The organism is Pseudomonas sp. SJZ077 (genome assembly GCF_007993905.1).
Lineage (GTDB): Bacteria > Pseudomonadota > Gammaproteobacteria > Pseudomonadales > Pseudomonadaceae > Aquipseudomonas > Aquipseudomonas mandelii.
The window spans coordinates 535,493-557,374 of record NZ_VIUJ01000001.1 but is presented as its reverse complement, the minus strand read 5'-3'; the positions used below and the strand labels follow the sequence as shown (position 1 = coordinate 557,374).

Sequence of the window (21,882 nt, the reverse complement as noted above, 5' to 3'; positions counted from 1 at the left end):
CACCATGGAGTGTTGCGATGAGTCCTGCTGAACCGGTTACAGGGTTGATTCTTTCCGGCGGCGGGGCTCGGGCGGCGTATCAGGTGGGCGTGCTGGCGGCGATTGCGGAGTTGCTGCCAGTGGGCGCGGCGAATCCGTTTCCGGTGATTGTCGGTACCTCGGCCGGGGCGATCAATGCAGTGAGCCTGGCCAGCGGGGCGATGGACTTTCGTGGCGCGATCGAGCGCCTGACTGCGTTCTGGCAGGGTTTTCGCAGTCACTTGGTGCTGCGCAGCGACTGGCCGGGCGTGATCCATCAGGCCAGCCGCTTCGTCAGCCACAGTTTGCTCGGCATCGGCGCTCAGGTTCCGGTGGCCTTGCTCAACAGTTCGCCGCTGCGCGGGTTGCTCAACGACAAATTGCACATGAACGGCATCGCCGAGGCCATCGCCCAGAAGCAGTTGCAGGCGGTGGCGGTCACGGCATTCGGTTACGAGTCCGGGCAGGCCGTCACGTTCTATCAGGGGGGCGGCACCATCGATGCATGGTTGCGCCATCGGCGGATCGGCGTGCCCACGCAATTGACCGTCGATCACTTGCTGGCCAGTTCAGCGATTCCCTTGTTGTTCGCACCGGTAAAAATCGGCGAAGAGTATTTCGGCGATGGCGCGGTGCGCCAATCGGCACCGATCAGCCCGGCCCTGCACCTGGGCGCCAGCCGCGTGCTGGTGGTGGGCGTCAGCGGCAACCCGCGCGGGGTCGACCCGGAGCAACCGCTGCAACGCGCCTACACCGGTCAGCAGCCGACCCTCGCGCAGATCGGCGGGCACATGCTCAACAGCACGTTCATTGACAGTCTGGAAAGTGACATCGAGTTGCTGCAGCGTCTGAATCAGTTCAGTCACTTGCTGCCCGACGGCACGCCGATGCGCGCGTTGGGCGTGGCGCCAGTGGACGTGTTGGTGATTTCGCCGAGTCAGCCGATCGATGAAATTGCCGCGCGGCATCGACAGGAATTGCCGGCGGCGTTGCGCCTGTTTCTGCGCGGGCCGGGGGCGACCAAGACGAGCGGGGCGGGGGTGTTGAGTTATCTGCTGTTCGAGGCGGGGTATTGCAGCGAGCTGATTGATCTGGGGCGACGGGATGCGTTGGCCAAGCGCGGGGAGTTGTGCCGGTTTCTCGGGTTGGCGGAGCCTGTGGTTACGGCCTGAGATCGGCGGTGTTGCTATCGCTAGCAGGCTAGCTCCCACAGGGGATCTTCAGCGCGACGAAGATCAACTGTGGGAGCTAGCCTGCTAGCGATGGCGTCCTTAGAGACGCCGCCGGATCAGAAGTGAACCTTGACCAGGAAGCTGGTCACGCTCTGATCAGTCTTGAAACCCTGGCTGTCTTCGATGCCGTACTTGTTTTTCCAGTAGTCATACTCGACGCCGACGTACAACTGCTTTTCGCCCAGGTTCAGTGCCTTGCCCAGGTCGTATTTGACCTGCGGATTGAAGTGCAGGTTGGCGTGATATTCGCCTTTTTTGTTGACGTCGTTGTCGACCACCCAGTCCATGAAGCCATCGATCAGGATGTTCGAGTCGCCGACCGGAATGGTGTAGGACCAGACCGGGGTGACCTGCCAGATGTTGTCACCCGGACGGTCGCCTTCGGTATGGCGGTTGTAGAAGTTCAGCTGGAAGTAGTCGAACCCAGGGATCGCCAGGTCGAAACCGGGACCGATCAGGTAGGACTCGGTATCGTTTTCCCCGAACTCGTAAGTCATGGCCAGCAGCACGTCTTTGACCGGGCCAAACGTGAGCTTCTGGTCGAAGATCTTATTGAACGACAGACGCGGGCTGAATTCGCCGTAGTAGGTGTTCTCACCGGCGAAGGCGTCTTCCTTGCCGTTGTAGAAGATCTTGTCGATGAAGAAGAAGTTGTCGCCATATTTCCAGCCGTCGGCGTGTTCGAAGGTCACCGTCTGCTGAATGCGCGGGTTGACCTGGAAGTCCTTGCCATACAGATAAGTCAGGCTGTTGTCCTGCCATTGCAGCAAGTCGCCGGCCATTGCCTGGCCCCCGGCCAGTAACGATCCCGCGAGCATCAGGCTGGTGCACGTACGTTTCATTCGGTTGCTCCCAAAAAGTAGGTGGTTCCACGTTATTTTTCTAAGGTCGACGCTCTGGTGTGGCGCCTTTTTCTGTAGCGGTAAAAAATCATCCAGTCGGTCAGCTTCAGTGCTGATAGCAAGAGCTGAGCCAAGGCGTTCGAAAAGCCAAAAAACTCCCGCTCGGCTGCTCAAGAGCAGTCGATTGAGAGGGGTTTTGGAGTGCCTTGGAACCGTGCAGAGCCGGGATAAGTTGGCTTTCTGGTCAGGAATTAAATCCGGGCTTTTTTTTAAAGCGGATTCAGGCGGCCGCGGAGAATACTGACTCCTTGGCCAGGTCTCAAGTGCCCCGCAACAGCGCACCGACGACAGGTTTGGAGCACTGTTGCGGGCCATCTTAAAAGTGCACCTTCACCAGCAGGCTGGTGGTGTTTTCATTGGTGTCGAAGTTGCCGTTGTTTTCGATGCCGTACTTGTCTTTCCAATAGCTGTACTCGACGCCGACGTACACCTGTTTCTCCCGCCAGCCAAACGCTTTGCCAAGGTCGTACTTGATCTGCGGGTTGACGTGCAAGTTGGCGTGGTAGGTGCCCTGTGAGTTCTGGTCGTTATCCACCACCCAGTCGATGTAGCCGTCGATCAACAGGTTCGAGTTGCCCAATGGCAGGGTGTAAGACCAGGCCGGCGTGATCTGCCAGACATCGTCGCCGGGACGCGAGCCTTCGGTCTGGCGATAGTAGAAGTTCAAGGTGAAAAAGTTGAAGCCGGGAATCGCGAGGTCGAAACCGGGGCCGATCAGGTAGGCCTCGGTATCGTCTTCGCCATTCTCGTAGGTCATGGCCAGCAACACGTCCTTGATCGGGCCGAACTCGAAACGGCGGTCGAGGATTTTGCCGAAGGAGAGGCGCGGGCTGAACTCGCCGTAATAGGCGTGAACGCCTTTGTTCCGGTCTTTCTCGCCGTTGTAGTAAGTGCTGTCGACGAACAGAAAGTTGTCGCCGTACTTCCAGCGGTCGGCATGCTCAAAGGTTATCGTCTGCTGGATCGACGGGTTGACCGCAAAATCCTTGCCGTACAAATAGCTCAGACTGTTGGTCTGCCACAGCAGTAAATCGCCAGCCATGGCCTGGCTTGCGGCCAGAAGGCCACCGCCCAACAGCAGTTTTTTCTGTGTCCGAATCATCTGTTGCTCCCTCTTGTTTTTATTTTTGCAAGGCGCAGGCAGTCCCCGACCTTGTGGGAGTTGGCTTGCTGGCGATGAGGTCAGAACATCCAATTTTGATGTCGTCTGACACGCCGCCTTCGCCAGCAAACCGGCTCCTACAGGGTTCGTGCGTTGCTGACTTAATGCGAGTGGGCGTGACAGTCGTTGATCGCGGCGCGTTCTTTGCCGCCAAGAATGTTGAACAGCAGGTTCAGCGACAGCGCACTCAACGTCGCCATCGCAATGCCGCTGTGGGTGATCGGACTCATCCACAACGGCAAGTGCGCGAAGAACTCCGGACGCACCACGGGAATCAGTCCCATGCCGATGCTCACCGCCACCAGCAACTGGTTGCGACGGTCACCGATGTCGGCTTCCTGAAGAATCTTGATCCCGGTGGCGGCCACCATGCCGAACATCGCAATCGCTGCGCCGCCCAGTACCGCCGGTGGAATCGAGGCCACCAGAAACGCCGCTTTCGGCAACAGGCTCAACACCACCAGCAAACCGCCGGCAACGATGGTCACCGAGCGGCAACGCACGCCGGTCATCTGCACCAGGCCGATGTTTTGCGCGAACGAAGAGTGGGTGAAGGTGTTGAAGAAACCGGCGAAGAACGAGGCGCCGGCATCACACAGCAAGCCGCGGCGCAGCATCCGTGGGCAGACTTCCTGGCCGGTGATTTTGCCCAGCGCGAGGAACATCCCGGTGGACTCGACGAAGATGATCACCACCACCAGGCACATGGACAGGATGGGTGCGAGTTCAAACGTGGGCATGCCGAAGTGCAGCGGGGTGACAATCTGCACCCAGGGCGCATCCGCCATGCCGCTGAGGTCGACCATGCCGATCAGCCCGCAGATTACGTAGCCCAGGCACATGCCGATCAACACGGAAATGTTGACCCAGAACCCGCGCATGAAGCGGTGGACCAGCAGAATGGTGGCCAGCACCAGCGCGGCAATGGCCAGGTAAATCGGTGAGCCGAATTGAGTGGCGCCGGCACCGCCGCCCGCCCAATTGACGGCCACGGGGAACAGCGACAAACCGATCGAGGTGATGACCGTGCCGGTCACCAGCGGCGGGAAGAAGCGCACGACCTTGGACATGAACGGCGCGATGATCATGCCGAAGAAACCGGCGGCGATGGTTGCACCGAAGATTCCTTGCAGGCCGATCCCGGGCATGCCGGCCATGGCGACCATGCTGCCGACGGCGGCGAAACTGGCGCCCATCATCACCGGCATACGGATGCCCATCGGGCCGATGCCCAGCGATTGCACGATGGTCGCGATCCCGGCCACCAGCAGGTCGGCGTTGATCAGGAAGGCGATTTCTTCACGACTCAGGCCGGCGGCCTGCCCGATGATCAGCGGCACCGCGATGGCGCCGCCGTACATCAGCAGAACGTGTTGCAGGCCGACCAGGATCAGTTGCAAAAGGGGCAAACGCTGAATTGCGGGTGCGTCGGGGATGCGTGCTTCGGATAGCTCGGACATGCAACACCTCGGATCTTTTTTATTCTTGTGATTTTGTGCATCAGGATTGACCGCGGCGCGGCCATTCGCGGGCAAGTCGGATCGCCGCACCGCTCGCTCCTACAGGGACACTGCATATCCGTAGGAGCGAGCGGTGTGGCGATCCGACTTGCCCGCGAAGCTTTTCAACGGTTAGTTGGTCGGAGCGCCCTGAACAATCCACGCCCCGATCAGGTCACGTTCCTGCTGGGTCATCTGGGTGATGTTGCCCAGTGGCATGATCTGGCTGGTAACGGCCTGAGCCTGGATGCGCGCTGCGTTCTGGCGGATCTGCTCGGGGGTGTCGAACATCACACCGGCCGGAGCCGCGCTGAACAATGGGCTGGTCGGTTTGGCCGAATGGCACACCGAGCAACGTTCCTGGATCACGCTGTGCACCTTGTCGAAACTCGGGCCGGCGTTGGACGCCTGGACCGGTGCTTCAGCAGGCTTCGCAGCGGCAGGTTTGGCACCACCACCGATGGCGGTTTCCGGCAGCGGCTGGTACTCGATGGTGCCAGGCGCCTTGGCCACTTCAGGTGCGCTCGGCATTTGCGCCGGGCCGGTAACGTAAGCCAGGCAGATCATGCCAACAGCCGCGACAGGCAGAGTCCAGGCAAACTTGTGGCTGTCATGACGGGTGTTGAAGTAGTGACGCACCAACACCGCCAGCACTGCGATCCCGGCCAGGATCAGCCAGTTGTATTGGCTGCCGTAGGTGCTCGGGAAGTGGTTGCTGATCATGATGAACAGCACCGGCAAGGTGAAGTAGTTGTTGTGACGCGAACGCAGCAAGCCTTTGGCCGGCAGTGCCGGGTCCGGCGTGCGGTTTTCGGCAATCGCCGCCACCAATGCTCGTTGCGCCGGCATGATGATGCGGAACACGTTGCCGACCATGATGGTGCCGATGATCGCGCCGACGTGCAGGTACGCACCACGACCGCTGAACACTTTGCTGAAGCCGTAAGCGGCGCCAATGATCAGCACGAACAGGATGAAGCCTAGCAGGGCAGGGCGTTTGCCCAGGGCCGAGTCGCAGAGGAAGGAGTAGATGAACCAGCCGACGAACAACGAGGCGATGCCCAGTGCGACCCCTTCAGGGCCGGTCAGGCTGCTGCCCGGTGCCAGCAGGTACAGCGTCGGGTTGGAGTAGAACACCACGCACAGCAGCGCGATCCCCGACAACCAGGTGAAGTAGGCTTCCCATTTGAACCAGTGCAGGTTGTCCGGCATGGTCGGCGGGGCCAATTTGTATTTTTCCAGGTGGTAGATACCGCCGCCGTGGATCGCCCACAGATCGCCCGCCAGACCACTTTTCGGGTTGACCCGATTGAGGTTGTTTTCCAGCCAGACGAAATAGAACGACGCACCGATCCAGGCCACGCCAGTAATCATGTGAACCCAGCGCACGCTCAGGTTCAGCCATTCCAACAGATGTGCTTCCACAGTCTTTACCTCTCGCCTGTCACTCTGTTGTCGAGTGATCAGACCTTCTCTTATTGGTGGGGGGCAAGGATCAAACGCTCATCCTCTTTGAAAAAATGCTCATCGCAGTTATTGCCTGTGCCACTGCGATCAACCACCAGGAAGTCATCCCGCTTTTCGATCGTCAGCACCGGATGGTGCCAAACGCCGCGATGGTAATTAATGCCCTGCCTGCCGTTGGTGACGAAGGCGCGGACCAAGCCTGATACAGGTTCATCGCCAAGTGGCGCGACCACGATCAGAAAGGGGTTGCCGAGCAGCGGAATGAACGCCTGACTGCCCAGCGGGTGACGCTCCAGCATGCTGACGGTCAGCGGCATGTCCTGCGCGTCGGCGCGGAAAATGCTGATGATCGCGTTGTCCTCTGGCGTGGCGGTTTGCACCGTCGCCAGTTTGTGAAAGCGCATGGTCGAACCGTTGTTGATCATGAAGTGATCGCTGCCGTCGGTTTCGATCACGTCACCGAAAGGGGCGAAGGCTTCTTTGGTCAGCGGTTCAATCGTCAATGTGCGCATGCTGGTCTTCTTTTCCGAATTCAATGTTGTTTGTTCTGGCGTCTTCGCGGGCAAGCCTCGCTCCTACGGTCGGTGATGCCCGTAGGCGCGAGGCTTGCCCGCGAAGGGCGCGCCGCTTATTTAGCGACCTTGCCCAATACCCGCAGGCGGCTCACGCCCCCATCCGGGAACACGTTCAGGCGGATGTGGGTGATCGGGCCCAGGGCCTTGATCTGTTCGGCGAAGGTGTGTTCGGCGTGCATTTCCAGTTTCTGCGCCGGCAGCAGTTCACGCCAGAACAGCGATTGGGTTTCGATCTGGCTGTCGGTGCCGCCCTTCACGAACGCGCCCTGGATCGAGCACGTGTCCGGGTAGTTGCCCTTGAAGTGCAGGGTGTCGACGATGACTTTTTCGATCTCGCCGGCATGACCCAGCGCGACGATGACCCAGTCGTTACCCGGCGTGCGACGACGTGCAGTTTCCCAGCCGTCGCCCATGTTGATGCCACGGCCCGGGTTGAGGATGTTGCTCATGCGGCCGAAGTGTTCGTCGGAGCAGGCGAGGGCGCGGCCACCGTTGAGGGCTGCTGCCAGGTCAACCTGTTCGTTGTCGCCGACAGCGGACCAGTCGCGGAACGGAATACCGTAGACACGCAGACGGGCCACGCCACCATCCGGGTAGATGTTGAAACGCAAGTGGCTGAAGGCCTGGTCATTGCTGATTTCGTGGTAATGGTGGCTGTTGCCTTGCAGCTCGACGGCGGACAGCACTTCAGTCCACTGGGTGTTGTCGTCCGGTTCGCCCGAGGCCAGGAAGCAGGCTTCCAGGGAGGCCGACGGCGGGAAGTTGCCGGTGAAGAATGAAGTGTCGATGTCCACGCCTTTAATCGATCCCGGAACGCCCAGGCGGATGACGGCGCTGTCGTAGCCTTCGAAGCGCTTGCGGCGCGACTCCCAGCCGTCCATCCACTTGCCGTTGTCATCGAACACGCCCTCCTTCCATACGGCCGGGGTCGGTTGGAACAGACGGTTGGCGTCTGCGAACCAGTCATCGGTGACCGAGATGATTTTGGTGCCCAGGCGGGCGTCGGCCAGGTTGACGAACTTCTCGAAAGGTACGGCGTAAGCTTTCATTCTTCTTGTCTGCCTTTAATAAGTTGGCTTGGGATGCTTGCAGGGCCCTGGGAAACGCAAGCGTTCTAGAGGTCTCTCGGGCCAAGCTTGCTAGAGAGTCAGTAAACGGAACAGGGCGATCTTGTTAATCTCCGCCAGCGCGCATTTGAATTCGGTATCCGCCGAATTGTGAATGCGCGTTTCGAACGCCGCGAGGATCTGATGCCGGTTGCTGCCTTTTACCGCCATGATGAAGGGAAACTTGAACTTGGCCTTGTAGGCGTCGTTCAGCTCGGTGAAGCGTTGAAACTCTTCGGCCGTGCATTGGTGAATCCCCGCGCCCGACTGTTCTTCAGTACTGGCCGCGGTAAGCTGGCCCTGGACAGCGGCTTTGCCGGCCAGGTCCGGGTGAGCGTTGATCAGGGCCAGTTGGCTTTGATGATCGGCGCTCAACAGGATGTCGCTCATGCGCTGGTGCAGGGTTTCGATCTCATCGATCGAGGCGTCCTGCCCCAGGTCAAAGGCCTTCTCGGCCACCCATGGCGAATGTTCGTAGATATCGGCGAACGCGGCGACAAACGCGTCGCGGCTCAGGCTCGAAGGTTTGACGGTCTGGAAGGTGCTCATTGGGCAGCCCCTTGGTACGGGTGGGTTTCGTGCCAGTGGCGAGCGATGTCGACGCGACGGCTGAACCACACCTGTTCATGACTTTTAGCGTATTCGATAAAGCGCTTGAGCGAGGCCAGGCGCGCCGGGCGGCCGATCAGGCGGCAGTGCAGGCCGATCGACAGCATCTTCGGTGCTTCGGCGCCTTCGGCATACAGCACGTCGAACGCGTCTTTGAGGTATTCAAAGAAATCGTCGCCCTTGTTGAAACCCTGGACCTGGGTGAAACGCATGTCGTTGGTGTCCAGGGTGTACGGAATCACCAGGTGCGGCTTGCCGGTCGGGTTGTTCGGTTCCCAGTAGGGCAGGTCGTCGTCGTAGGTGTCGCAGTCGTAGAGGAAACCGCCTTCTTCCATCACCAGGCGACGGGTGTTCGGGCCGGTGCGGCCGGTGTACCAGCCCAGCGGGCGTTCGCCAGTGATTTCGGTGAGGACGCGGATCGCTTCGAGCATGTGCTCGCGTTCCTGCGCCTCATCCATGTACTGATAGTCGATCCAGCGGTAGCCGTGGCTGCAGATCTCGTGGCCGGCATCGACCATCGCGCGAATCACGTCCGGGTGACGCTGGGCGGCCATGGCCACGGCGAAGATGGTCAGCGGAATGTCGAATTCCTTGAACAGTTTCAGAATCCGCCAGACGCCGGCGCGGCTGCCATACTCGTAAAGGGATTCCATGCTCATGTTGCGCGCGCCTTGCAGCGGCTGCGCCGAGACCATTTCCGAGAGGAAGGCTTCGGATTCTTTATCGCCGTGCAGGATATTGCGCTCGCCACCTTCCTCGTAATTGAGCACGAACGACAGGGCGATGCGGGCATTGCCGGGCCAGTGTGGGTGAGGAGGGTTACTGCCGTAACCGATCAGGTCGCGTGGGTAGTCAGCGCTCACTGCAGTCTTCCTTCTTGTTCGTTGACAGGTTGTGTGGCGGCCTGGCGGTGAGATGACAGGCTGGCGTCACAGTGATGGGCTGATTGTATACAACTTTATGTTCACTTTGTAAGCCTGATTTTTTGCATTTTTGATGAGCTGTCATCTTTGCATGTTATTGCAAGAAACCTGCCCGAATGGTCAGCTAATGGATGGAAGGACCTTTTAGCGCATGGTTTGGCGTCAGATTTGTTATGAAATCCTGGATGGCGGCACTGGTTGGAAAAATGTCGTTTTTATTGTGTACAATTTTTTTGAAAAGTGTCTTAATCAGTCGCTCGCCGCAGCGTTTCGTGCTCCGAACCGGTGCGGTCTCCTTTCAACTGACTTCGGGAGGCGCGAGGTCTGACTGCTCCATGCAGGCAGGCGCGCAGAATCAATGGGACGTTTGACTACACACGTTTTGGACGCTGCACACGGTTGCCCGGGCAGCTCGATCAAGGTCGAGTTGTACCGCGTTGAAGGCTCGCAGCTGGAATTGGTCGCCAGCGCGATCACCAACAGCGACGGCCGTGTCGACGCACCGTTGCTGCAAGGCGATGACTACCGTTCCGGGGTCTATCAGGTTCAGTTTCATGCGGGCGATTACTACCGCGCCCGTGGTGTTCAGTTGCCGGAACCGGCGTTCCTGGACGTGGTGGTGCTGCGGTTCGGCATCTCTGCGGAACAGGATCACTACCATGTGCCATTGCTGATTTCGCCTTACAGCTATTCCACGTACCGCGGCAGCTGATCCCCCAAGCAGCTGCCTGAACCTGGAAGCGACTGCGCATATAGCTTCTTTGGTCTTTCGCCCGCTCACACTGCGGGCTTTTTTTTGTCTTGTGTTTGGCACGGATACCTTGGATTGCACCCCGCTGATGGATGGCGAGGTGCGCACGTTTCGCTATTAGCGTTCCTTGATGATGAACACCGAAGGGCTTCCAGCGAGCGGGTGCTGGACGCCGCCCATCAGCCATACCACATCACCCTTCGCATCGGCGGCAACCAGTGACTGGTGCGCTTCGTCGCCGATTCGCGTCTTCAGATGAGGGTCGTCAAGCTCTGCCATGGACGGCGGCAGAATTTCAATCGCATCGGTCTCCACACGTCCCACTTTCAAAAAGTACACCTTGTCGTGATTAGGCCTTTTAAATACCAGCGTTGGAGGCGTGAGCTGAACATTCTCTACGTTTGCGGGAAGGAAGACCTTGTAACCGCTGTGGCCCAGTATCGACGCGAGCAACAACGAAAGTCGTCCCGGCGCGTTGGGCAACTCGGCGTAGAACTGCCAGGCATGAGTGCTCTCGGGGTTGAAGTTCAACTGCTGCAAGGGCGTCACGGAATCCGGAGCGTGTAATTCGACGATTCGTCTGGCGCCATCATTACTGGACGCAACAGGCAACATGTCCAATGGGTCGCCGAGCCGTGGCACGCCCAGGTTCGATTTGCCCTCCCAGTAGCGAAAGGTTTGCTTCATTCGGGCCAAACCGCTGCCGTTGAACTCCGCCGACTCGTTGGATAGCTCAAATAGTCGCTTGGCGACGGCGCGGGATGTCGGCTCGGTGAAACCCTTGTAAACATCCGCGACCTGTTGCGTCAGTGTTTTCTCAAAGAGCCGAGCAGCGCCGTCGACTTTCCGGGTATTTGTTGCGGCGTGGTGGCTGGTGGCGACGGGTTGCAACGAAGGTGCCTCTTGCAACATGCGCTCGAAAGCCTCGAAGCGTGAGGGCGCAAATTCCGGGTGTTGAATGAACACGAGGGGGAGCTGATCGGCCATTGGCCCCTTTGGCACGATCGGATAATGGAGTTGGCCGATCATGATGGACTCCACCGAATCAGGCTTGGTTATTTTCCCCCAGGAGGCCCATAAATACGGGTTGTCATTCAGGGTGGCAGCAGGAGGGTTGTTATCGGCCACGGGGTTGGCCGCCTCGACCTGTTCGTCCAGACGAGGGCGCTTGCCTGGGGTGGGTCCTGAATCTTCAGCGTCTGAGGCCGGTGTGTTGGTTGCCTTGCGTTGCCAAAGTGTCATCCCTTCAATGTTTTCGAGTAACGGGCCCGAAGGGATCAATTCGCTCGTCGAGGAGGCCTGATAGTGGCCGTCCGTATTTTTGCGGACCATGACCGTGCCTTCTTCCGTCACGTCGACATAGGTTCTCTTCAGCTTGTCGTAACGAAGACCGTTGGCATCGGGTGACGTCAGTTTGTCGGCCAAGTGCCGAGGAATGATCTCCAGCGTTTCCTGCCTCACGGGAACGCTTGCGATGGGAAGGACCATGCCCTCGCGAGTGATTTTCCACTGCGCCTGGCCAGGCACCTTCGTGAGGATCGGCCCGGGTTGGCCCGGGGCAAACGGAAGAGGCACCTGGTAGTCGCCTCTCGCGTTTGCCCTGATCAGAAAAATGCCTTCCTCTCCAATATCGGCGTAAAGCTGCTGCTGGCGGCTCATGAAAAGCCCGGTGTCGGCGATGCTGAATAGTTCGTCGACCTTGTTCCGAGGCCAGGAAATCATGCGGGTAGCCATCTCGGCATCGCTTGTAGGGTTAGCCGACATGTCGCTAACGACGACAGGCTGACGAGGCAAGGTACTTTGCGATGAACCTGGCACATTGGCGTCTGAAACGGGATTGGCGTCTCCCCGCGATGTGCCAACCGTTGCGGCCTGATGGCCGCCTCGTACCCGGCTGTCTTCTGACGAAGACCTTGGAAGTGTTGTCGAGGTATCAGGTGTATTGGAAGTTGAAACTCTTTTTGGTGGTTTGGCCATCGGTCGTATTCCTGGATGTTTATATAAGTGGGTAATATTTAAACAATAAGTTTCTGAGGCCCGATAAGGGGCGTTTAATGATGTGCGGCTATCACTGAAGAAAGGCGGTATCAGCGCTCTCTGATAATAAAAACAGACTGCCATCCAGACGGCGTTGTTTGAGCGCCGCCTAATAACCAGACAATGTTGTTTTGTTGGTCGGCGGTAATGAGAGCTTGCCGGGCTTCATTCCCCACCTGTGAAGCTAACGCCTGGTAGGCAAGTTCGGGCGCAAGAGACGGTTTTAGTCCAATCGCATTTTTCTCGACGATACCGAGTTTCAGGAAGTAAACCTTGTCATGACCCTCGCGTTTGAATATCAACTTGGGATTGCGATGTTCATTCAATAAAGGAAACACGTCATACCCGTTGCGGATCAATGCGGTGCTGACTAACCGTTTGAGGTTGTAGTCAGAGCGATCCGCGACAAAGCTGTCCCATTCCATCTGGAAATGCCTGGGGAGGAAGTCCAGCCTGCGCAAGGGTTCGCCAAATTCCGGAGGCACCATGGAAATGATTGTCCCCTCATCATCCATGCGTGAAGCGACAGGCAATAAATCAATCGGATTTTCGAACTTTGCATCAAAGATGCCCGCCCGTTCCTTCCAGTGATCCAGCGTCAATATGGTGGTGTACAAGCCGTCGCGGGCGATTACCTCGGATCCCCCCGAATATTCGAATAGTCGCTTTGCGACAGCGCGCGAGGTGACCGGTGAAAAGTCCGGGAAGGTAGTTGAAACAGACTCTGTCATCGGTTTTTCAAACAATCGGCGGGTGCTATTCACAATCCACTTGCCATCGCTGTTCAGGACTACCGGTACGGGCTGCAACCAGGGTTTCGCGTGCAACATCTGTTCAAACAAGTCGAAACGAGAAGGCTGGAATTGGGGATGCTGGAGGTAATTCAAGACTTTTGGTACGTTTTTGACCTTGGGTACCGTTTCATAATGCAGTTCACCGATCTGTATGGATTCCGTTGAATACGGCTTGTTGACCTTTCCCCAGGATGCCCACAGGTAGGGGTTTTCATTGGTCGGGTGGGCGGGGTAGAGAGGAATAACCTGTTGCTCGGGTCCACGGGGGCCTGGCTGCTGTTCATGTTCCTCAAGGCGCTGGCGCTTGCTCGGACCGGCTTCTTCGACGGTGGAGGACGGTTGACGAGCCGTCAGTTGATCAGTGGTTTGCGTCGGAGCTTTACGGCGCCAGAATCGTGTCAGTCCAACCCTCTCGAGTACGGGGCCGGACGGTGTCCATTCCTGGCCGAAGGTCGCCTGATAATCGCCATTCGCGTTTCTGACGACTTGAACAATGCCTTCGTCGAGCAACTCGACATAACTTCGCAGGTTGTGCCAACGAATTCCAAGCCCGTCAGCGGCGGGTAGTTTTCTGATCACCAGTGGATTGTTGATCAGATGGACGGGGGCCGCGAAGGTCGAAGCGGTCACGCGCGAACCCACTTTTTGTTCGCCTGGAGTTGACGGAAAAATGGACCACAGCGGCTTGCCTTCAACCTTCTTCAGCACCGGTCCGGCATGGTCAGGGGCGAAAGGGAAATAGACTTGGTAGTCTCCGTTGGCGTTCGGTTCCACTCTGCCAATGCCTGCGTATTCAATGTGGGCATATAACCTTTGCTCTTTGCTCATGAAGAGCCCGGTGTCACCGATGCGTATCAGTTGATCAACCTGCTCAAGAGGCCAGGACACCCTATTCTCCGGTTGCAAAAAGGGGTGAGGAGTGCGAGCAGGCATGTGGGTGACAACCACGGGCTGGTGCTGGGAAGTGTCGCCTGGCAACGTATTTGAGGCAGGAACAGGGGGAGTGAGTTCTCCCTGCACGGGCGTGTCATTACGGCCGGACGGGCCGACCCTGGGCACGTCATCCTCAGAAGAGAGTCTGGTGGAGGATGATGAAGTGCCAGGCGTATTAGGGTTTGGAATTTTCTTGGGTGGTTTAGCCATGGCCGTAGATCCGATAATAATCTGGTGAAGGTCTGAATCAGGACTGGCCGCTGATACAGACGAAAAATTAGTTGGGTGAAAAGCAGGGCTCGTGAAGAAGCACGGCCCTGGAAAACACGGTGGTTAGTTTTGATTGGATCAGCCGTCGAGAGGCGATAGATATGTATAGGGTGTGGCGGTATTTGCTACAAAAGACGTCTGCCTATCCTGAGGTTTGAAGTCTTGCGTAGGCGCTATAGAAGTTTGCAGGTGTCTAAAAGTATCCGCAGATCGGCGGCGCTTACCGGAGGGGTGGAACGAGTGCCAAACGCCATCAACTCATAACAGTGTTCGAGTTGGTGGGCGCACCGGTGTAAAGGCACCAGGTCGGCGTAAAGGACCGTGCGGGACGTGTCTGTATCAAGTATCCAACGACGGTCCGACAGGTTGTAAGACAGACTGCCGACAGTACCGTCTCTCAGGGCTATGTTTCGAACGGCGAGGTCCTCCATTTCCAAGGCTCTCAGTTCTGCCAATAGGGCGCCCTCGTTCAGAACATCGCCTTTGAAATACCGGCCATCCAGTGAGTCGATATAGACTTCGTCGAAATCCAGATCGACTTTATAGACAACGCCGTCTGGCGTGATGACCCGTATCTGATCGATCAAATCTTGTGGGTCGTCGTAGTGCGGAAGGTGAATGACGGTATGTCCGATCAGCAGACAGTCGTCCACCCGTTTGATTCTGGTGTAGGCGAGGCTCGTTGCATCGAATTCCCAGGTAGACGCCGATGGCGATTTGAGTAGGGCGTTCGCTCGAGCGCCTGGCGTTGAAATGCCTAGCGTCATTTCGGAGCTGAGGTGGACAAGGTACGTCGAGCCGTCACCCTCCAGATGTTCGATGGTTGTTTGTTCAGGGTAAGCGACCAGTTGGACGCACTTCTCCCGGTTGCCCAGGTGATGGGCCTCGTTGTCCAAGGGCTGACAAAAAACAGGCGCTCCATCTCTGGCCACGAGTGGCAGAGGCACTTGGCGGGTGCGCTCCATTGGACCGTTTATTTCGAACTGATCGTTGGAAAAAGCTGAATCGGGCAAGGAGGGTGGATCGACTCTATAAGAAACACCGTCATTCATGATCAGAAGAACAGCTTGGTTCAACACGTTGGTGGGGCGCGTCAGCCGGCTTGTGATTCTCTGGTCGCCGCCCCAGATAGAGCTGGCCAGGTTGTTGATAGTCAATCGCTGACTGTCAAAGTGAAAGGTCAGACCACATTCTTTATACATGATGCGATCAAAGTCACGTTGGCGCATCAGGTCTACCTTGAAGTAAGCCTCGACCCGCGTCAGTTCATGGCTGGCATATTCCAGATAAAGGGTTGCCAGCGTGTTTGTGCTTCGTTGTTTTACTGTAAGGATCGTATGTTTATTGAGTCGCGAAACAAAATAACTCGTGTTTTTGTCGTGTGCGATCGTGTATTCACGGTTGTAAAGGATGACCGGGTTTTGGGTTTTTCCCTGTTCAGTAATGACTGTTTTAATCTCGAGGGAGCCGGCAGCCTCTATGGTTTCAGGAAGTTCAGGCATCAAATGAAACCCGTCCTTTGTAACGAAAGTCAGTTTCCTGTTCTGCAGTTGCCGTCGATCGTTGGCTGTTTTATAGACGCCCTTGATGTAGACATCCCGCTCTTTAAGATCGTCGAGATCAAAGCCTGAGGTGATGACCAGTTCGTGATTGTCGATTTTCCAGCTCTTTATCAGCTCCATTCTCCAGTCAAGTGCAATGACGCTCTCCTCCACGCCATCTTCAGTAATGAATACGTTGCCGGGTTTATGGGCCACCGCGTAGTGATCCTTTCCGGGACCTCCGGCGGCTGTACCTTCATTGTTCAGGAGATAGATTTTGTCATCCCCGGCGCCCGCCTCAATGGTGTCGCGACCGCGCGACTTGATGACATTCGGGCCGCCCGTACCGATGACCTTGTTTTGCGCACCGGCCAGGGTTTCGACGTTCTCAATGCTCTCCAGAAGCGTGTGCCGATAGTTGAAACGGCCCTCATTGGTCTGGTCACGGGTGATGATGGACAGTCGTCCTTCGTTCAGATCGATGAAATACCCGAATCTTTGGCGGTTGCCCTCAGGATAGCTCCCGGTAACCACTAGCGTATCGCTGCCCAAACCACCTTTCAGAAGAGTGGGTAGAGGGTCTTTTGGACCGTTTTTGAGAAGTTCGGCGGCGCCTTCGAAGATGAATTCATCGTCTTTCTCTCCCCCGGTCAGATGCTTGATACCTGCGCCGTAATAGAATCTGTTTGGCTTTTTTTCAACACCCACGATGGTGTCGTCGCCGCCACCCATAAACCACACCGCACCTTTGTTCTCTCCTGGCGTTCCGAACTCCGCGCCGGGCATGTCGTCAGTCACACCGTTCCGAGCATCAATCGTGTCGTTACTATCAATGACGTGCGGTTTTTGTATGGTTTTATATAGGTACTGTTGCGCCTCCCAATCGAAGCTAGGCACCTGTGTCGGCTTTAGCTCGACCTTGAACTTGCCGTTTACAATGACTTCTGTACTGTCTTTTAATTTTCCTTCCAGTAATTTTCGGGCGGTCGCTTGTAACAATCTCGAATGTTCAACCGTTGATTTGGCAATCGCGTGGCGGGTTTGTATGTCGTCGTCGGGGAGGATTCCCCAAAAGGCGAACCAGCCCGTGCGCAGGCGCTCATGGGTAGTGAGTTCGATGTAATCATCGATATCGTCGACAACGCGTACCGCCGCATAGACCTGAGAACCTGCCACCAGCAGAAGTCCGGCCGTCAGCCCCACCGGGCCGATAAAGGAGAAACCTGCCAGTGCGGCGGCACCCAGAATCAATGTCATGGCCGCGCTGGTCACACTCAAGCCAGCAGCGACATAGTGATCCGTGGCTTCTTTGCCTGTGGTTGCCGCTGCGCTATTAAAGGATTTGACGGCGGACATGACATCGAAGGGCAACGTCAGTGCGCTCGCGATCAGCCCCGCGCCACGCCCCAGTCGAACGCCGAAGCTGGTTTTGGCAAAATCCCTGTAGGCTTTTTGCCCGGCTTCGATCATGTATTTTGCTTGCTTGGTGACCGCCACTTCGACGGCTAATGAAGTGACTTCCGCTGAAGTGCTGAGGCTGTTGAATACAACTTCGCCGTGATCTTTTCTTGCAATGGCGTCTTGCAGGCCGCGCAGCCCGCTGTAAATACCGAAGGCCTGAAGCCCGGTCCCCATGCTGACCATGCTGCTACTTTTGACCCGATTCACCCAGGGAGGTGTGGTTTTGGACAAGTGCGCGTGGCGTATATCAAGCCTCTGCGCCGCGTTCAGCAATTTGTCCAGTTTGTGGCGGTACTGTTCAGGATCGGCAGCGGGATCAGGTAATTCTCTTAGCAGGGGCGGAGCCGTTAGTGGGCGTTGCGACGCCATTTCAAACAGCAAGGAAGGCAGTGCGTAATCATCCCGGGTGCCGGTGAATCGCATACGCGCTTCAATAAATAAAGGGTCAAATTGCAAGGCGTTGATAAAAGACCGCTTGGGGTGTCGAAAGAACGTGTTTTGAGCGTTCAATCCCTGACCATTTGATGTCGCGCCCAGTGCATCCAGTGCACACCGGGTAATCGAGTGGGTGCCTATTTTTATAGGGCCGAACAGCTCATCAATAACGCGTAGCTGGCTTTTATTGGCATTTGTTTGTTGCGGGGCGGAGGCGATGCTTTCTTTATCGAAATCAATAGTGGTTGGGGAGTACTCATTGGCTTGCAGTTCAATATCCGTCACTTCGACGGCATTGTAGTGATCGGGATCGGGCGTTTGGAAAACCATTGCCATAGGAACTTCCTTTTCCTGGCGTCGTGTGCAAAATCGCAGCGCCATGGTAGGGGGAGTTCTGAAAAGACAACTATATATATTTATATCGCGTGTTGCGGTTTGTTGCGGGGCGGGTGTGAAGTGTTGCCATCCTTGGCAAACACTTCTTAGTGCGTTGACGTTGATAACGTCTAATGAAATCAAGAGTTCAAGTAATAGGGCAATACGATCAGTGATTGCTTAGTAAGGAGGCTGCGCCCGCTCCACTGAAGAGTCCTGCGCTCACCCGGTTAAACCAACTTTGTCCTTTGCCACTGCGTAAATACCTGGCCGCACCATGAGCGCCCAGCCCATAAGCTAATTTGCACAGCAGATCCAGCACAGTCCAGGTCGCAATCATCATCAGCAACTGCGGCAGGAACGGTTGTTCGGCGCTCAGAAACTGCGGCAGGAAAGCAGCAAAGAACAAAATATCCTTCGGATTGCTCGCGCCCAACACGAATGCGCGTCCGAAGAGCGCACGAAAACGTGGCACCGGTGCAGCCTGGGGCACTTCAGCGCCAACCGATGGCTGACGCGATTGCTGCCAGCTCTGCCAGGCGAGGTAGAACAGGTACAGCGCACCAACGATTTTCAGCGCGCTGAACAACTGTTCCGATGCCAGCAACAGGGCGCCCAGGCCCAGCGCCGAGGCACTGAGCAGGCAGATCGAGGCAATAACGCCCCCCAGGAACGCCGGGTAAGAGCGGCGCAAACCGTAATTCAGACTGTTGCTGATCATCAGCAAAGACAGGGGCCCCGGGATCAGGATCACCACCAGCGCAGCGCCGCTGAACAGCAGCCAGGTTTCCAGACTCATCACTTTCCTCCATTTGTGCAAAAGCCCCACCCGACGGGGTGAGGCTGATTTGAAACACTGACGCCGTAACGTTTACAAGAAAATAAACTTGGCGATAAAGATCGCGCACAACACCCACAGACTGACAGAAATTTCCTTGTGCTTGCCGGTGAAGGCTTTCAGGACCACGTAGGTGATAAAGCCCAGCGCGATGCCATCGGCAACCGAGAACGTCAGCGGCATCATGATCGCAGTGACGATCGCGGGAATGCTGTCGGTCGCTTCGTCCCATTCGATGTGCGCCATGCCGCCCATCATCAGCATCGCCACATAAATCAGCGCACCCGCTGTTGCATAAGCAGGGATCATGCCCGCCAGTGGAGCGAAGAACATGGCTGCAATAAATAACACACCCACGGTCACAGCGGTAAGACCAGTCCGACCACCCGCCGCTACGCCAGCGGCACTTTCCACATAGCTTGTGACGGGTGGGACGCCGACTACAGCGCCAAACACGCTGGAAGCACTGTCAGCTTTCATGGCGCGAGAAAGGTTTTCAATCCGGCCGTCCGCGTTAACCAGGTTGGCGCGCTGGGCGACGCCCATCAGGGTGCCGGCAGTGTCGAACATGTGCACGAAGAGGAAGGCCAGCACCACGCTGATCATGCTGACGTTGAACACGCCGGCAACATTCATGGCCATCCAGGTGGGCGCCAGGCTTGGCGGGGCAGACATGATGCCTTCGTAGTGGACGAGGCCCAGGCCCCAGCCCGCGAGAGTCACGGTGATGATGCTGATGAGGATCGCACCGAACACTTTGTGGTAGCTGAGCACGGCGATCATCAGGAAGCAGATGGCGGCCAGCAACGGGCCGGGCTCGCGCAGGGAGCCGAGCTTAATCAGGGTGGCCGGGCTATCAACGACAATGCCGGCGGTTTTCAGGCCGATCAACCCAAGAAACAGCCCCACGCCGGCGCCCATGGCGTAGCGCAGACTCACAGGAATGCTGTTGAGCAACCATTCGCGAATCCGCGAAAAGGTCAGGAACATGAACAACACACCGGAAACAAACACCGCTCCAAGGGCGGTTTCCCAGTTGTAGCCCATGGTGCCGACCACGGTGTAAGTGAAGAAGGCGTTCAGCCCCATGCCCGGTGCCAGGCCGACCGGCCAGTTGGCATACAGGCCCATTAACAGGCAACCGAGCGCAGCAGCGATACAGGTCGCGACGAACGCGGCACCGTGATCGATCCCGGCGTCGGCCATGATGTTGGGGTTGACGAAGATGATGTAGGCCATGGTGATGAAGGTTGTCAGACCGGCAATCAGCTCGGTCTTCACCGTGGTGCCGTGCAAGCTGAGTTTGAAAATGCGCTCAAGCAAGCCATTGCGTAACGGCGGCGAGAGTTCCAGCGTCGGGGCTTCGGATTTGCGGCTTTCCACAGCGAATACTCCTCAAGAGTTTTATTGTTATTTCCAGGGCCGGACCCATGAGGGTGGCAGCGGCCCTTTGAGGCACTTGCGAATTTGTTGACCGGCTGGTCAGAAACTCGCACGAAGTGGATTATGCTTTTGTATACAAATAAAGCAAATAATGTTTTTGATTTTGTAGACGAAAAGTTTGGCAATAGGGATATATCGCCGGGAGGGAGGCCTTCGTCGTACCGCTGACCGAGCCCGGCTCGCATCACAAGCAAGCGGGGAAACGACTGGGGGGAGGGTAGAAACGAATAAACCGGCCAATGGGCCGGTTTATTTTTGTTCGAGATCCGCCGTGTCAGGCAGCTGCGAACCGCTTATCCAGATAATCAATAATCACCTTGGACTCATACATCCAGGTGGTCTGCCCATTTTCTTCAATGCGCAGGCACGGCACCTTGATCTTGCCGCCTTGCTCCAGCAGGGTCTGGCGATCCTGTTCGTTGTTCTTCGCATCGCGCAACGTTACCGGCACATTCAGACGACGCAGGGTGCGACGGGTTTTCACACAGAACGGGCAGGCGTGGAACTGATACAGCGTCAGGTCCTTGGCCGCTGTTTCGACCTGAGCCTGAGCGGCGGCGGGGCGCTGCTTCTTGCCTGGGCGAGTAATGAAGTCGATGAAGATGATCAGTTGGCCAAGGCCGACACGAAGCGCTTTTACGAACACGGAATAAGCCTCACAGGGCGAACGGAAGGCGCGCAGCTTACCTGATTTTTCACAGACGAAAAAAAACCGGCGATGAATGCCGGTTTTCTTCGTGTAACGAATTACTTGATCAGGCTGAGAAACTCGCTGCGTGTCGCGGCGTTTTCGCGGAACTCACCCAGCATCACCGACGTGATCATCGACGAATTCTGCTTTTCCACACCGCGCATCATCATGCACATGTGCTTGGCCTCGATCACCACCGCAACGCCCAGGGCACCGGTGACTTGCTGGACCGCATCGGCGATCTGGCGGCTGAGGTTTTCCTGGATCTGCAGGCGGCGAGCGTACATATCGACGATCCGCGCGACTTTCGACAGGCCCAATACTTTGCCGCTGGGGATGTAGGCGACGTGAGCCTTGCCGATGAACGGCAACAGGTGGTGTTCGCACAACGAGTAAAGCTCGATGTCCTTGACCAGCACCATTTCGCTGTTGTCGGAGCTGAACAAGGCACCGTTGGTGACTTCTTCCAGTGTCTGTTCATAGCCGCGGCAAAGGTACTGCATGGCTTTGGCGGCACGCTTTGGCGTGTCGAGCAGGCCCTCGCGGGAGACGTCCTCGCCCAGTTGGCCGAGAATCGCGGTGTAATTCTGTTCCAATGTCACAGAGCTTTATTCCGTATGGGTTCTAGAGGGGTACGGTTTCTGTCTGTACCAATTTTGTACCAGTCAGGCTTTGTTCCAGCTTCCCGGGTTCGCGCCAGTCTTCACTGGGGGATGCACCGAGCGGAGGTCGACAATAGCATTTGCACGCTATCTCCGAACTGATGCGCAATGAACCCGAGGTTCATGCCTGCCACTGGGCACATAGTAGCGTAGGTATG

Annotated in this window: 17 protein-coding genes; 2 read left to right on the top strand and 15 right to left on the bottom strand. The window is 57.0% G+C overall.

Annotation, left to right across the window (positions count from 1 at the left end):
• Nucleotides 1-17: 17 nt before the first annotated feature.
• On the top strand, nt 18-1,190 hold the full coding sequence (locus tag FBY01_RS02785; RefSeq protein ID WP_010456692.1) for a patatin-like phospholipase family protein: 1,173 nt from the start codon (nt 18-20) through the stop codon (nt 1,188-1,190).
• 116 nt (nt 1,191-1,306) lie between these two features.
• Here FBY01_RS02785 and FBY01_RS02780 read toward each other — a convergent pair whose 3' ends face one another.
• The 8 genes from FBY01_RS02780 to puuE all read right to left on the bottom strand — a co-directional run bounded on the left by FBY01_RS02780 (nt 1,307) and on the right by puuE (nt 9,433).
• On the bottom strand, nt 1,307-2,092 hold the full coding sequence (locus FBY01_RS02780) for an outer membrane protein OmpK (RefSeq protein WP_010456690.1): 786 nt from the start codon (nt 2,090-2,092) through the stop codon (nt 1,307-1,309).
• Nucleotides 2,093-2,468: 376 nt separating this feature from the next.
• The gene (locus FBY01_RS02775) at nt 2,469-3,254 is read right to left on the bottom strand and encodes an outer membrane protein OmpK (protein WP_077748166.1); all 786 of its coding nucleotides are present in this window, start codon (nt 3,252-3,254) and stop codon (nt 2,469-2,471) included.
• Between the two features lie 161 nt (nt 3,255-3,415).
• Complete coding sequence (locus FBY01_RS02770) at nt 3,416-4,774, bottom strand: nucleobase:cation symporter-2 family protein (RefSeq protein ID WP_010456685.1); 1,359 nt, start codon at nt 4,772-4,774, stop codon at nt 3,416-3,418.
• A 171-nt stretch (nt 4,775-4,945) separates the two neighbouring features.
• Nucleotides 4,946-6,238: a urate hydroxylase PuuD gene (locus FBY01_RS02765; RefSeq protein ID WP_010456683.1), complete on the bottom strand. Its 1,293-nt coding sequence runs from the start codon at nt 6,236-6,238 to the stop codon at nt 4,946-4,948.
• A 50-nt stretch (nt 6,239-6,288) separates the two neighbouring features.
• A complete protein-coding gene (locus tag FBY01_RS02760; RefSeq protein ID WP_010456681.1) occupies nt 6,289-6,792 on the bottom strand; it encodes an ureidoglycolate lyase in 504 nt (167 codons plus the stop codon).
• A gap of 116 nt (nt 6,793-6,908) precedes the next feature.
• Entirely contained in the window at nt 6,909-7,904 is a 996-nt protein-coding gene (alc, locus tag FBY01_RS02755) for an allantoicase (RefSeq protein WP_059404692.1), read from the bottom strand.
• A gap of 90 nt (nt 7,905-7,994) precedes the next feature.
• Complete coding sequence (uraD, locus tag FBY01_RS02750) at nt 7,995-8,510, bottom strand: 2-oxo-4-hydroxy-4-carboxy-5-ureidoimidazoline decarboxylase (RefSeq protein ID WP_010456677.1); 516 nt, start codon at nt 8,508-8,510, stop codon at nt 7,995-7,997.
• Nucleotides 8,507-9,433: an allantoinase PuuE gene (gene puuE, locus FBY01_RS02745; protein ID WP_008031461.1), complete on the bottom strand. Its 927-nt coding sequence runs from the start codon at nt 9,431-9,433 to the stop codon at nt 8,507-8,509. The genes uraD and puuE overlap by 4 nt, the downstream gene beginning before the upstream one ends.
• A gap of 418 nt (nt 9,434-9,851) precedes the next feature.
• Here puuE and uraH point away from each other — a divergent pair, with 418 nt between their 5' ends.
• The gene (uraH, locus tag FBY01_RS02740; protein WP_010456673.1) at nt 9,852-10,205 is read left to right on the top strand and encodes a hydroxyisourate hydrolase; all 354 of its coding nucleotides are present in this window, start codon (nt 9,852-9,854) and stop codon (nt 10,203-10,205) included.
• Nucleotides 10,206-10,361: 156 nt separating this feature from the next.
• Here uraH and FBY01_RS02735 read toward each other — a convergent pair whose 3' ends face one another.
• From FBY01_RS02735 to folE, 7 genes are all read right to left on the bottom strand, one after another.
• Nucleotides 10,362-12,221, bottom strand: a complete 1,860-nt coding sequence (locus FBY01_RS02735; protein WP_256664379.1) for a hypothetical protein — start codon at nt 12,219-12,221, stop codon at nt 10,362-10,364.
• Nucleotides 12,222-12,331: 110 nt separating this feature from the next.
• Nucleotides 12,332-14,218: a hypothetical protein gene (locus FBY01_RS02730; protein WP_256664380.1), complete on the bottom strand. Its 1,887-nt coding sequence runs from the start codon at nt 14,216-14,218 to the stop codon at nt 12,332-12,334.
• 233 nt (nt 14,219-14,451) lie between these two features.
• Nucleotides 14,452-18,051 (bottom strand): calcium-binding protein, encoded by a 3,600-nt coding sequence (locus FBY01_RS02725; protein WP_145305839.1) that lies wholly within the window; start codon nt 18,049-18,051, stop codon nt 14,452-14,454.
• A gap of 208 nt (nt 18,052-18,259) precedes the next feature.
• A complete protein-coding gene (locus FBY01_RS02720; protein ID WP_010456665.1) occupies nt 18,260-18,889 on the bottom strand; it encodes a LysE family translocator in 630 nt (209 codons plus the stop codon).
• 72 nt (nt 18,890-18,961) lie between these two features.
• Complete coding sequence (locus FBY01_RS02715; RefSeq protein WP_042932677.1) at nt 18,962-20,311, bottom strand: NCS2 family permease; 1,350 nt, start codon at nt 20,309-20,311, stop codon at nt 18,962-18,964.
• A 334-nt stretch (nt 20,312-20,645) separates the two neighbouring features.
• Complete coding sequence (locus FBY01_RS02710; RefSeq protein ID WP_010456661.1) at nt 20,646-21,017, bottom strand: glutathione S-transferase N-terminal domain-containing protein; 372 nt, start codon at nt 21,015-21,017, stop codon at nt 20,646-20,648.
• Between the two features lie 101 nt (nt 21,018-21,118).
• Nucleotides 21,119-21,664: a GTP cyclohydrolase I FolE gene (gene folE, locus FBY01_RS02705; protein ID WP_010456659.1), complete on the bottom strand. Its 546-nt coding sequence runs from the start codon at nt 21,662-21,664 to the stop codon at nt 21,119-21,121.
• Nucleotides 21,665-21,882 lie beyond the last annotated feature (218 nt).